This is a genomic window from Commensalibacter sp. Nvir, assembly GCF_963921845.1.
In the GTDB taxonomy this organism is placed as follows: domain Bacteria; phylum Pseudomonadota; class Alphaproteobacteria; order Acetobacterales; family Acetobacteraceae; genus Commensalibacter.
In genome coordinates this window covers 22,564-35,005 of record NZ_CAWUGZ010000009.1, presented here as the reverse complement: position 1 = coordinate 35,005, position 12,442 = coordinate 22,564, and the positions used below count along the sequence as shown (strand labels likewise).

10 protein-coding genes and 1 pseudogene are annotated in these 12,442 nt (G+C 38.5%); 6 read left to right on the top strand and 5 right to left on the bottom strand.

Going from position 1 to position 12,442, the window contains the following annotated elements; genetic code table 11:
• Positions 1-7: 7 nt before the first annotated feature.
• The 4 genes and pseudogenes from AABE15_RS00555 to AABE15_RS00540 all read right to left on the bottom strand — a co-directional run bounded on the left by AABE15_RS00555 (position 8) and on the right by AABE15_RS00540 (position 3,014).
• The gene (locus AABE15_RS00555) at positions 8-604 is read right to left on the bottom strand and encodes an ABC-type transport auxiliary lipoprotein family protein (protein ID WP_338329329.1); all 597 of its coding nucleotides are present in this window, start codon (positions 602-604) and stop codon (positions 8-10) included.
• A complete protein-coding gene (locus tag AABE15_RS00550) occupies positions 601-1,551 on the bottom strand; it encodes an MlaD family protein (RefSeq protein WP_338329328.1) in 951 nt (316 codons plus the stop codon). Before AABE15_RS00550 ends, AABE15_RS00555 begins: the two co-directional genes overlap by 4 nt.
• Positions 1,548-2,342, bottom strand: coding sequence for an ATP-binding cassette domain-containing protein (locus AABE15_RS00545; protein WP_338329327.1), 795 nt, complete (start codon positions 2,340-2,342; stop codon positions 1,548-1,550). The genes AABE15_RS00550 and AABE15_RS00545 overlap by 4 nt, the downstream gene beginning before the upstream one ends.
• Before the next feature lies 1 nt (position 2,343).
• Positions 2,344-3,014: pseudogene (locus AABE15_RS00540) on the bottom strand (MlaE family ABC transporter permease).
• A 713-nt stretch (positions 3,015-3,727) separates the two neighbouring features.
• On the opposite strand from AABE15_RS00540, the gene truB reads away from it, so the two are divergent.
• The 4 genes from truB to AABE15_RS00520 all read left to right on the top strand — a co-directional run bounded on the left by truB (position 3,728) and on the right by AABE15_RS00520 (position 8,951).
• Positions 3,728-4,648 (top strand): tRNA pseudouridine(55) synthase TruB, encoded by a 921-nt coding sequence (gene truB / locus AABE15_RS00535; RefSeq protein ID WP_338329326.1) that lies wholly within the window; start codon positions 3,728-3,730, stop codon positions 4,646-4,648.
• Between the two features lie 28 nt (positions 4,649-4,676).
• On the top strand, positions 4,677-4,946 hold the full coding sequence (gene rpsO / locus AABE15_RS00530; protein ID WP_338329344.1) for a 30S ribosomal protein S15: 270 nt from the start codon (positions 4,677-4,679) through the stop codon (positions 4,944-4,946).
• 291 nt (positions 4,947-5,237) lie between these two features.
• Positions 5,238-7,397: a polyribonucleotide nucleotidyltransferase gene (gene pnp, locus AABE15_RS00525; protein ID WP_338329325.1), complete on the top strand. Its 2,160-nt coding sequence runs from the start codon at positions 5,238-5,240 to the stop codon at positions 7,395-7,397.
• Positions 7,398-7,532: 135 nt separating this feature from the next.
• Entirely contained in the window at positions 7,533-8,951 is a 1,419-nt protein-coding gene (locus AABE15_RS00520; RefSeq protein WP_338329324.1) for a nitronate monooxygenase, read from the top strand.
• Positions 8,952-9,036: 85 nt separating this feature from the next.
• Here the strand turns inward: AABE15_RS00520 and purD are convergent, their stop codons facing one another.
• A complete protein-coding gene (gene purD / locus AABE15_RS00515) occupies positions 9,037-10,341 on the bottom strand; it encodes a phosphoribosylamine--glycine ligase (RefSeq protein WP_338329323.1) in 1,305 nt (434 codons plus the stop codon).
• Between the two features lie 51 nt (positions 10,342-10,392).
• Between purD and xseA the strand changes: the two genes are divergently transcribed.
• Entirely contained in the window at positions 10,393-11,844 is a 1,452-nt protein-coding gene (gene xseA / locus AABE15_RS00510) for an exodeoxyribonuclease VII large subunit (RefSeq protein WP_338329322.1), read from the top strand.
• Positions 11,841-12,308, top strand: a complete 468-nt coding sequence (locus AABE15_RS00505) for a YcgN family cysteine cluster protein (protein ID WP_338329321.1) — start codon at positions 11,841-11,843, stop codon at positions 12,306-12,308. The genes xseA and AABE15_RS00505 overlap by 4 nt, the downstream gene beginning before the upstream one ends.
• Positions 12,309-12,442 lie beyond the last annotated feature (134 nt).

Genomic DNA, 12,442 nt, shown 5'->3' with positions numbered 1-12,442 from the left:
TTGTAATTTAAAACATCGGTTGTAATGTTTGAGTTATTTTTTGAGTGAGTTGTGATAACACTTTTTGCTCAAGAGCGATAATGTTTTCATCGGAATCTAACTGACCGTGATCAATAAGTCGTGTTTGGTATTTTTTGATTTTAATATTTTTATCACTGGGCACAATATACCATAACGCTTCGCACGTTAGTATTCCTTGCTTGTCTTTTGTTTTTTGTATATCGAAAAGATTTATATTTACCACAAGTTGGTAAGTAGGTTTAGCAAAAGGGTTTTGATCTGTGACCAAAGCATTAGGGTAGGCTTTGGTTAAGTTGTTTTTAATAAAATTTGTAATTTCATTAGATAAAATGCTGCTTAATCGTCCAGTATAACTTGAAATGATAAGGGAATGCTTTCTTATAATGATATCAGAGGTATTAAGATAGTCCGGGAGGGTAACCGGGCTGACATACAAAATAGGATAATTGTCTGTGTAACTCACTGTTTGTGAGGTTAAATTATTGTCCGACAAAGAGAGGGTATAATAGTTCAAAGGCGGTGCAGCGCAGTGGGTAGTTGCTAGCAAAATGAGTACAGAATAAAAAGAAAATTTAATTGTCATTTACGTCTACCCATCAGCAACAAATTAGGGTTGCGTTCAATATCTTTAGCAAACCCACGTAAAGAAGAAGATGCGCTTGCTAGATTATTTAATATTATCGTCAAATTATTGCGTTCTATGGATCTTTCTGAAGTTAAATTTTTCATATTTTGCATGACAGCGGAGGTGTGTTTTATGACTTGTTGTGTAGAAATTAATATCTGATGCAATTCACGATTTCGGTTTTGAATTTGCTTATTACTATTAAGCAGCAATGTATTGAGATTAGTTGAAACACTATTAATATTTTGATTAATAGTGGTAATGAGTTGCTGGGTTCGCTCTGAAGTTTTTTGTACACTATCAATAAGAGGAGGAAGTTTTTGATTAAGTTGATCGCTTAACTCGCCAATTTTCTGAATTGTTAGATCAAGATGTTCGGACAGCTTTTCTAAATGCAAGTTCATTAATTCTGATTTAATCTGTTGTATGGCTGAAGGGCGAGCTGGAATTTCAAAAAGTTCATTGGTCAGCTTTGGATGAAATACAGGGATGTTTTTTTTATTAAAATTTAAGTAAATATTGGAAGAGCCTGTTACAAAGCTTTCGGTACTAATCTCGGCACACAAACCATTTTTTACCATAGCCTCCATAAAATCGTTAAAGTCTTTATAAATGGGTTCAATTTGTATTTTTTTTGTATCAAGCGTAATGGTCACCGGGATATAGGCTTTATGTTCTTCTTGATCATATCGTAATTTAATGGAACTGACTGACCCCACTCTCACCCCCCTAAATGTAACAGAAGAGCCAACCCCCAGACCGGAAACGGAATCAGGAAAAATAACAATAGCTTTTTTTTGACTTGAAAAAAGATGAACGTTACCTAAAAAAATTATAGCACATAAGGCTAAAACAAACCCTCCTAAGACAAAAGCACCCGTTGTGGATTGTTGGTAATGGGTCATAATGCGTGCTGCTTTTTTTCATGGTCGTCATAACGTTGACGATGCATAAAATTGTTTACCAGTTCGCAAGGAGGATGATCCCTCAATGAAGTAGGGGATCCCCAAGCAACAGGTTTTTTATAATACGAATCGAGAAAAATTCCATCATCTGCAATATTAAAAAGACTAGGAAGCTCGTGACTAACAATGATAATGGTCGTTTTTAGACCATCACGGAGGCCAAGAATTAAATCATCCAAACGTTTAGACGTTATCGGATCCAATCCGGCAGAAGGTTCATCAAAAAAAAGTATTTCAGGGTCTAAGGCAAGGGCCCTGGCTAAACCACAACGTTTTTTCATACCTCCACTTAGTTCAGAAGGATAGAGATTATAAGTATGATGCATATTTACTAATCCCAATTTTAATCGTACTAATCGTTCAATTATTAAAGAAGGAAGAGAAGTAAAAAGTTGTAAAGGTAACGCTACGTTTTCTCCAACGGTCATGGAACTCCATAATGCACCACTTTGGAACAAAATACCAAATTTGTGGGCTATTTCTGTTTTTCTTTGTTTTGAAGCTTCCCAGTAATCTTCCCCTTTTATGGTGTAATGACCTGTAATAGGGGGAAGTAACCCTATCATTGATTTCAAAAGGGTACTTTTTCCGCATCCACTTCCTCCCATGACTGCAAAAATACTTCCTTTCTTGACATCAAAATTGATATTATGTTGCACGATGGTATTATCATAACCAATCGCTAGGTTGCGTATAGAAATGATAGTGTCGGAGTTCTGTTTTTCCTTCATGTTAAATACCAATAATATCAGCGATTACAGCGAAAAAAGAATCAATAGCAATAACCCCAACGATCCCAATAACTACAGCTTTTGTCGCTGAAATACCTACATCAGCGGCACTTCGACCCGATTTGATTCCTATGTGACAACTGCTTATTCCTATAAAGGTGGCAAAACTTATGGTTTTGATCAAAGCGAAAATAAATTGATTGAAAGGTACAGCCCAAAAAATTTGTTGCAAAAACCCTATGATAGATATTTTTAGCATAAGTATTGAGAAACTAGCCCGCCTAAAATTCCCATAAGGCAACCATATAAATACAATAGGGGCATGGTAATAACTAACGCCAGAACAGAAGGCAAAATAATGTATTCTGTAATGGATACCCCCATAACGTTTAAAGCGTCGATTTCTTCGTTACCTTTCATCGTTGCTATCCTTGCAGCATAAGCCCCCCCTGTACGCCCAGAAATAACGATGGCAGTCATAACCGCAGCCATTTCTCGAATAATGGCTATACCGACTAAATTAGCGATATAAATGTCAGCGGAAAAACGACGCAATTGCACTGCTCCTACAAAGGCTAGGATAGAACCAATTAAAAAATTAACGACGCTAATAATAATAAGAGCAGAAGGTCCTGAACTTTTGATGTCCCTTAATAAGTCGACACGGCGCATAAAAGAACGTTTAAACAAGGCATAATAAAAACTTTTTATGCAGGAAATAAATAAAAAGTAGGTTTCGCCAATATTGTTTAAGTTTATGATAAACCACCCTCCTAGATTATAAAGAGGTTGAAAGGGAGGTTCGGATTTTTTAGGTTCACAACGTGGCGTTTCTTTTAAAAGGTCAAGTAATTTTTTTGCTGAATCAGGAAGGGCATGATAACGAATCGTAATATTACGTTGACGTGCCCGTTGTTCAAGTTCTTCGAGAACAACAATTAAAATGCTATCCCAACGGTTGATTTGCGAAGTGTCTATTTCGATTGAGTTTACGGATTGTTCCAATGACCAAATCAATTTAATATCTTTGGGCAAAACCTTTTGCTCTGTCAGCCAGTTCCCAGACAATAGGATATATAAGGTTTGATTTTTTTGTTCAAATGACCATTTAGGTTGTTCTTGAAATGACATGCGTTGCTGTTTGTTAAAGCCGATCCTTGGAAACTAAACACGTTGTTACGTTTGAAAAGATAAAAAAGGAGATGCTTGCTATCAAGAAGAGCTATGCTAAGAAGTATCTTAGTCAAAATTTATTACAATATAAAACAGTTTTTTACGTTACACACGAGATATGGGTTTTAATTTACTTGATTCCCATGTAATGAATACAAATATTAAAGTTAGAGAATGAGCTTGGTAGCGATTATAGGAGTTTCTTAATTTTCATGCGTAAGCAGCGTGGACAGAAAATTGATGGATGGTTACTTATTGATAAGCCTTTAGGAGTAACGTCTGCTTATGTAGTGAATCGTGTTAAATTTGCTTTTGATGCTCAAAAGGTCGGTCATAGCGGTACATTAGATCCGCTAGCCTCTGGAATGTTACCGATTGCACTTGGTAAAGCAACCAAAACTATATCGTATATAATGGATAAGCCGAAAACATATCAGTTTATCCTTTGTTTTGGTGAACGTCGCAGTACGGATGATGCTGAAGGCGAAGTATTAGAGCGATCACACTATCGGCCAAGTACGGTTGAAATTGAAGAAGCATTAAAACAATTTCAAGGGAGGATTTTGCAAATTCCTCCTATTTTCTCTGCGATCAAAGTGAATGGTCGACGATCTTATGATCTAGCACGCCAAGGGATGATCCCAGAGTTAAGTAAACGTCCTGCACGTATTGATTCGTTTCGGTTGCTTGAACGTTTGGACGAAGATTGTTTTTTGTTTGAAGTTATTTCTGGCAAAGGCGTCTATATGCGCTCTTTGGCTAGGGATTTGGCGGCGGCTTGTCATTCGGTGGGATATATTTCTTACTTACGCCGTCTTGTAGTCGGTCCTTTTGAAGTAGACAAGGCTATTATGTTGGACCACATTGTCGGAAACGGCAAAAGAGGAGAAGCTTCTTTGGATATGATTCTGCCTGTCGAAACTGTGCTGAACGACATCTCGGCACTAGCTTTAACGTCAGAAGAAGCCACTGATTTGGGGTTTGGTCGCAAAATTGCGGTTGAAAAACTTAAGAATCAAGCTTTACCGAATACGATAGGTCCTAATCAGATTATTCGTGTTGTAGAGGGGAAGCGTTGTATTGGATTGTGCCGTTTGGAAAATGAATGGTTGCGACCAGTATGTATTTTTTAATGTATATCTAGAAAAAAGGAATATTATGATGTCGATTACACGAGAACGTCGTAGCCAGTTAATGAAAGAATATCAAACAAAGGAGAACGACACGGGTTCACCGGAAGTGCAAGTTGCTTTATTAACTGACCGCATTGTTAATTTAACTGAACATATGAAAGAACATGCCAAAGATTTTCACTCTCGTCGAGGGTTGTTAAAGCTTGTTGGCCAGCGTCGTCGTTTGTTAAGTTACTTGCGTAATAAAGACCAGATGCGTTATGAGAATTTGATTAAACGTTTGGGTCTACGTCGCTAACACTTATTTAAGGAGCTGGCACATATAAAAGCCAGTTCCGAACACTAAAAACTATGTCATAAATAATATTAGTATGTTTTTTAAATATTGGCGTAGTTTCAATTAATGATCATAGGCAGGAGTGAAAAAAATTTAGCCATTCATTTTATACAGCGTTTCAGGCCACATGGTGCAAAAATAGATAAAAAGATAACGAGCTCCATGCCGTCCGAGACGCTGTTATTTGCAGTTAGTGGTATAAGGATGAATTAAATTTTTTCTCTTTGTCGCCTTAAAACTTAAGGTACATGTATGTTTAAATATTATCGTAAAGAAATCAATTGGGGAGGACGTCCCCTTATCCTGGAAACGGGAAAGATTGCTCGTCAGGCCGATGGAGCTGTAGTGGTCACTTATGGTGGAACTGTTGTTTTATGTACTGCTGTAGGAAATAAAAAAGCAAAACCAGGTCAAGATTTTTTTCCTTTAACCGTCCATTATCAAGAAAAAGCTTTTGCCGTTGGTAAAATACCTGGTGGTTTTTTTAAAAGAGAAGGGAGAGCATCAGAGACAGAAACACTAGTTTCTCGTCTCATTGATCGTCCGATACGTCCTTTATTTCCAGATAATTTCAACAATGAAGTCCAGGTTATTGCGACAGTACTAAGTCATGATATGGAAAATGATCCTGCTACTGTGGCGTTAATAGGATGTTCAGCGGCATTGACTTTGTCAGGAATTCCGTTTCTAGGGCCCATTGCAGGTTGTCGTGTGGGATATAAAGAGGGCCAATATATTCTCAATCCAACCTTAGCGGAAATTGATGAAAGTGCATTGGATTTGGTGGTTGCAGGAACTTCTGAAGGCGTGTTGATGGTTGAATCTGAAGCCAAAGAGCTTTCAGAAGAAATTATGCTGGGTGCCGTGACGTTTGGTCATCAGGCCTGTCAGCCTGTAATTGAAGCTATTATTCTTCTTGCTGAACATGCTGCACGTCAGCCATGGGAACTTGCAGAGCCCACCGAAGAAGATAAGAAATTAAAAACGCGCGTTGATAAAATTGGTCGTAAGCCTCTTGCTGATGCTTATAAAGAAAAAGAAAAACAGAAACGCTACGCTTTGCTTGATGCCGCACGAGTTAAAATTTTGGATAAATTGGCGAGCGAAGAATTAAATATTGAGAAGGCAGGTCCTTTTATCGATAAGTTGGAAGCGAATATTGTTCGCACTTCTGTTTTAAAAACGGGATTACGCATTGATGGTCGCGATCTTAACACCGTTAGACCTATTATCAGCGAAGTCGGCGTTCTGCCTAGAACGCATGGTTCTGCCTTATTTACGCGTGGTGAGACACAGGCCTTGGTAGTAACAACGCTTGGTACAGCACAAGATGAACAGATTATTGATGCATTAGAAGGGGAATATCGCACGAATTTTATGCTGCATTATAATTTCCCTCCTTATTCTGTTGGAGAATGTGGTCGCTTGGGTGCACCAGGAAGACGTGAAATCGGTCATGGAAAGTTGGCTTGGCGTGCTATTCGTCCGTTGTTGCCAAGCAAGGAAGCCTTCCCTTATACAATGCGTGTCGTCTCTGAAATTACCGAAAGTAATGGTTCTTCGTCTATGGCAACCGTTTGTGGTACGTCTTTATCACTAATGGATGCAGGTGTTCCAATGGAAAGACCGGTTGCAGGGATTGCTATGGGGTTAATTAAGGAAAATAAAGGCGTTGCGGTCTTAACCGATATCTTGGGTGATGAAGATCATCTTGGGGATATGGATTTTAAAGTGGCTGGTACTGACATGGGTATTACAGCTTTGCAGATGGATATTAAAATTACGTCGATTACCCCTGAAATTATGAAGCAAGCTCTGGCTCAGGCTCGTGAAGGGCGCATGCATATTTTAGGTGAGATGGCCAAAGCGTTGACGGAAAGCAGAGCGGATATTTCTGATCAAGCCCCTCATGTAATTGTCATGAATATTCCTAAAGAAAAAATTAGGGAATTGATTGGTACAGGGGGAAAAACCATACGTGAAATCGTAGAATATGCAGGATGTAAGATTGATATTGAAGACGATGGTACGGTCAAAATTGCTGTCACATCAAACGAGCAAGCTGAAAAAGCAAAGGAGCGCATCGAAGCAATCATTGCTGAGCCAGAAGTTGGGAAAATATATTCTGGTAAAGTTGTGAAAGTTGCTGAATTTGGTGCTTTTGTTAATTTTATGGGTGCTAGAGATGGTCTAGTACATATTTCTGAGCTGTCTGCAGGTCGTGTCGCTCGTACTAGCGATATTGTAAAAATGGATGATATCGTGAAAGTTAAAGTTGTCGGATTTGATGATCGAGGAAAGATCAAACTTTCGATGAGAGAAGTCGATCAAGAAACAGGGAACGATATTAGCGAGCAAGTTGGACCGCGGGCCTCATCAGGTGGAAGAAATAGAGGTCCACGTTCTTCGTAAAAAAGAAACCATCTAAAGCCAGCCGTACATATTTTCCAGTAAAAAATAAACTTATTTTTTACTGGAAAAATTCGTCTTTTTTTATTAAGTAAAGTTTAATTTTATATTTGGTTTCTACTGAAAGCAAGAGAAGTAATGAAGACTATTCATCCAATTCGCATCGGGGATAAGGAGGTTTTGCCACTCATCGAAGGGGGTAAGGGTATTTCTATCTCAACAGGTGTATCTGCTGGACATTGGTCTGCAGCAGGTGGAATTGGTACGGTTTCAATTGTGAATGCAGACAGTTATAATGAAAAAGGAGAGATTGTTCCGCAAATTTTCCATGCAAAAACGCGTAAGGAAAGACACGAAGAACTCGTTCAATATGCAGTTTCTGGTGGAATAGCACAAGCAAAAATTGCTCGTGAAATCGCGGGCCCACAGGCTAGTGTTAATGCTAATATTATGTGGGAGATGGGTGCTTCAGAGCGTATCATCACGTCTGTTCTCGAACAGATTCCTGGCGTGTTGAGTGGTATTACCTGTGGTGCAGGTATGCCGTTCCGCCTGTCCGAAATTGCTTCTAAATATAAAGTATATTATTATCCCATCGTTTCTTCCGGTAGGGCTTTTAGCGCTTTGTGGCGACGTTCTTATCGGCGTAACCCTGAATGGTTAGGGGGTGTTGTTTACGAAGATCCTTGGCGGGCAGGGGGCCATAACGGGTTATCTAATAACGAAGACCCTCTAATTCCACAAGACCCTTTCCCACGTGTTTTGGAATTAAGAAAAGTGATGCGTCAATATGGTTTGGATCATATCCCTATCATTATGGCGGGTAACGTATGGTGGCTATCCGAGTGGGAAGATTGGATCGACAATCCTGATTTAGGTCCTATTGCGTTTCAGTTTGGTACTAGACCTCTTTTAACGAAAGAGAGTCCAATATCAGACGCTTGGAAAGCACGCTTGCGCACTTTAAAAAAAGGCGATGTTTATTTAAATCGGTTTTCTCCAACTGGCTTTTATTCTTCCGCAGTACAAAATAGTTTTTTGAATGAATTACAAGAAAGATCTGGGCGAGAAATAGATTTTTCTAAAACGCTAGATGATCAATTTTCTGTCCCTTATGAATATGGAACGCGTAAACGTACGGTTTATGTACGTGGTGAGGATATGCAAAGAATAATTTCTTGGAAAGAACAAGGATTTACACAGCCACTTTTAACGCCTGATGAAACGTTTATCTTTGTTAATTCAGAGAAAGCAAAAGAAATACTAAAAGACCAAATTGATTGTATGGGATGCCTTTCAATGTGTCGGTTTTCAAATTGGTCTCAACAAGGACCTGATTACACTACAGGTTACAGACCTGATCCTCGATCCTTTTGTATTCAAAAAACGTTGCAAATAATTGCTCATGCAAAAGGTGAAAATGCCAGTCAGAGCATTGATAACAATCTTATGTTCAGTGGTACAACGGGTTGGCGTTTTTCAGAAGATTCATTTTATAATAATGGCTTCACACCGACTGTAAAAGAATTAATAGAACGTATTCTTACTGGGTATTAATTTTTTATATATGTTTGAATAGCTTAATAAAAATGGTTTTAGTTTTTATTAAGCTATTGCACGTAATGACACTAACCCATAATTACTAGTCAATCGTTTTAGACGTTTTGGTATTTATATAATTTAATGCTTTTTTTCCAATATCAGTTCGCCAAATAGCATCTTTCCAGTCAATTTCTTTAATGGCCAGATAAGCAGTTTCTTGAGCTTTTGCTAAGGTATCGTGCAGGGCTGTAACACATAGAACGCGCCCACCAGCAGCATAAAGTTCGTGCTTGTCGTTTAACGCAGTTCCAGCATGAAAAATTTTTACATTGGGGTAATTTTCTGCTTTGTCGATATGTTTTATTACTCCCCCTGTAATAGGTGTGCCTGGGTAATTTTTAGCAGCCATTACCACGCAAAGAGCTATTTGTTCGGAAAATTGAATATCCGTTTTAGCAAGTTTTCCTTGACTTAAATTGTATAAAATTGTCAGTAAATCGGATTGGAGTCTTGGGAGAAGAACTTCCGCTTCTGGATCGCCAAAACGAGTATTGTATTCAATGAGATAGACACCTGTTTGAGTTAGCATTAAACCAGCAAAAATGACACCCCTAAAAGGAATTCCTCTTCGGTTCATTTCTTTCAACATGGGCAGAATAGTTAATTCAAGGGCATCCTGTTGAGCTTTTTTTCCAAAAAAAGGTGGAGGCGAAACAGCGCCCATCCCGCCTGTGTTCGGGCCTGTATCGTTGTCGCCTATACGCTTATGATCCTGTGCAGCCCCAATTAAAATAGCATCTTTTCCATCACAAAAAGCAAACAAAGAAACTTCTTCTCCTACAAGAAATTCTTCAACGACAATTTTTTGTCCAGCTTTACCAAAGTGATTGTTAATCATCATATCGGTAAGTGCATCTTGTGCTTCTTTTATGTTATAAGCGATAATAACCCCTTTTCCTGCTGCCAACCCATCTGCCTTAATAACAAGAGGAAATTTTTGTTTTTGAACGTAAGTAAGCGCCTTGTTAACGTCGGTAAATTCTTGCCAGTTTGCAGTAGGTATGTTTGCTGCGTTACAGATCGATTTGGTAAAGCTTTTGCTTCCCTCTAACTGCGCAGCTTTTTGAGTGGGACCAGCACAAGCAATGCCAGCAAGAGTACAAGAATCGGTTAATCCTTCGATAATAGGTAATTCTGGACCGGGAACGACCAAATCAATATGATTTTTTTGTGCAAATTTTACTAGCTCAATGATATTATCACTGGCAATGTTAACATTTTTTCCAAAGTGGGCAGTACCTGGATTTCCAGGAGCAATATAAAGCTTGGTAAGTTTGGGTGAGCGGGCTATAGCCATAGCCAGAGCATGCTCTCTTCCTCCTGAACCGACGAGTAACACTCGCATAGTAATTTCCTTTAAGATTAAAAAATTTTAGTATAGGGTTTAGCATAGATTATGGCACCAAATGACCAACTTTCTGATTTAATGATGGATAATATACCAGAATTTAGTGTAGGGGACATTTCTGTAGCCATTAAACGTGTTTTGGAAAGTAACTTCTCTAAAATAAGAGTAAGAGGAGAGATTACAGAATTAAAACGTTATCCTTCGGGTCATATTTATTTTTCTCTTAAAGACCAACAGGGCAAATTAACGGCTATTATCTGGCGTTATGTGACTTCTAAAATAAAATTGCCACTTGAAGACGGTATAGAAGTTATTGCAACAGGAAAAATTTCTTCGTATGGAGAGCGTTCGTCGTACCAATTCATCGTCGACCGTGTTGATTATGCAGGAGAAGGTGCGTTATTAGCGCGAATCGAAAAATTACGAAAAAAACTTGAAGACGAAGGAATTTTTTCTCAAGAAAAAAAACGTCAACTTCCTTTGCTACCACGAGTGGTTGGGGTTATTACCTCGCCAAAAGGAGCCGTACTACACGATATACAGACAACAATAGCAAGACGTTTTCCCAGAGAGATTATTCTTTGGCCCGTAGCTGTACAAGGAGAAGGAGCAGCGGAGCAGATTATTGAAGCGATACAAGGTTTTAATCAGATAACTGTAAGTTCAATTATACCAAGGCCTGACGTGCTTATTATCGCAAGAGGCGGGGGTGCCTTAGAAGATTTGATGGCTTTTAATGACGAAAATCTTGTAAGAGCAGCTGCCAACTCAACTATTCCACTGATTTCTGCAGTGGGCCATGAGACCGATACCACACTTATAGATTTTGCTTCTGACCACAGAGCTCCCACACCCACAGCCGCAGCAGAGCTTGCGGTACCTTCAAGAGTAGAATTATTATCGAGTTTGTTGCAATTGGCAAAACGGTTAAGCAACGCGTTTATTCATAGTGTTCAATCGTATCGTCTTAAGCTTAGAGAAATGCATAGTCGCTTCCCTGATATTATAATGGTGCTTGGTCAAACCCGTATGCGCTTAGATGATCGTTCGTATCGCTTGGATCTATCTTTGCCGGGTTTGTTAATGAAACACAAAAATTGTCTTAATTTAATTAAACCCGTCAATCAGTATATGATTGGTTTGCTTAACCGTTATAAAAATGATCTTAATCTTATGAGCTTAAGAATAAATAGTTTTTGGGGATACTATCATCAAAAGAAAATAGCTTCGCTTCCTTCCTTACCTTTAAATTACCTACGCGCTATAGTGAGGGAGCAAACACTTAAGTTGAACAGTTTATCAGCACGATTAGATTCTTTATCGCCACAAGCTGTTCTTACTCGAGGGTATGTTTTAGTACGTAACACGCAAGGTCATGCTATTTCAAAATCTCGTGGGCTGCGTGGGGGGGATAAACTTCTTTTAATGTTTCAGGATGGAGAACGTTTAGTTCGTGTAAGCAAAGCACCTAAAAAGAAACAAGAAACGTTAGATCTATGAAAAAGAAGTTGCCGTACGTTTTTCCAAAACCTTATTGGGAAGTGCTGAAACTAGATCAAATGAACCGCCAACAATGGGAGGATTTGTGTGACCATTGTGGTCGATGTTGCTTGAATAAATTAAGAGATGAAGATACAAATGTGGTGGAATATACAGAAGTAGCTTGTTCTCTATTAGATATTCACACGGGTCAATGCTCGGATTATTGTCATAGAGCGATAAGAGTACCAGATTGTATACAATTAACTCCAGCCTTGTTAAATGAAATTGATTGGTTGCCTCGTACATGTGCCTACCGTTTGATTCACGAAGGAAAATCTTTGCCTTTTTGGCATCCTTTAGTCTCAGGTACAATGAAAACCGTCTATCAGCAAAATATATCGGTAAAAAATCGAATTATCAGGGAAAGCGAAGCGGGTGATCTAGAAAATCATGTTGTCTATTGGCGCTGTTTAGAAATTTGAAAGAATTTGATCATTATTTCTATAGTTTAAATCCTAAATTTCACTCGTTTTTTCGAAAATAACCTAATAACATATATTTTATTAAATTATCCATTGACCTTTTTTTTCTTCATGGTATTAGTCATTTCATAACT

What these genes read in the sequence shown, in the direction of transcription:
- AABE15_RS00555 (WP_338329329.1), bottom strand. Translation starts at nt 604, where the DNA reads ATGACAATTAAATTTTCTTTTTATTCTGTACTCATTTTGCTAGCAACT.
- AABE15_RS00550 (WP_338329328.1), bottom strand. Translation starts at nt 1,551, where the DNA reads ATGACCCATTACCAACAATCCACAACGGGTGCTTTTGTCTTAGGAGGG.
- AABE15_RS00545 (WP_338329327.1), bottom strand. Translation starts at nt 2,342, where the DNA reads ATGAAGGAAAAACAGAACTCCGACACTATCATTTCTATACGCAACCTA.
- truB (WP_338329326.1), top strand. Translation starts at nt 3,728, where the DNA reads ATGCGTAAGCAGCGTGGACAGAAAATTGATGGATGGTTACTTATTGAT.
- rpsO (WP_338329344.1), top strand. Translation starts at nt 4,677, where the DNA reads ATGTCGATTACACGAGAACGTCGTAGCCAGTTAATGAAAGAATATCAA.
- pnp (WP_338329325.1), top strand. Translation starts at nt 5,238, where the DNA reads ATGTTTAAATATTATCGTAAAGAAATCAATTGGGGAGGACGTCCCCTT.
- AABE15_RS00520 (WP_338329324.1), top strand. Translation starts at nt 7,533, where the DNA reads ATGAAGACTATTCATCCAATTCGCATCGGGGATAAGGAGGTTTTGCCA.
- purD (WP_338329323.1), bottom strand. Translation starts at nt 10,341, where the DNA reads ATGCGAGTGTTACTCGTCGGTTCAGGAGGAAGAGAGCATGCTCTGGCT.
- xseA (WP_338329322.1), top strand. Translation starts at nt 10,393, where the DNA reads ATGGCACCAAATGACCAACTTTCTGATTTAATGATGGATAATATACCA.
- AABE15_RS00505 (WP_338329321.1), top strand. Translation starts at nt 11,841, where the DNA reads ATGAAAAAGAAGTTGCCGTACGTTTTTCCAAAACCTTATTGGGAAGTG.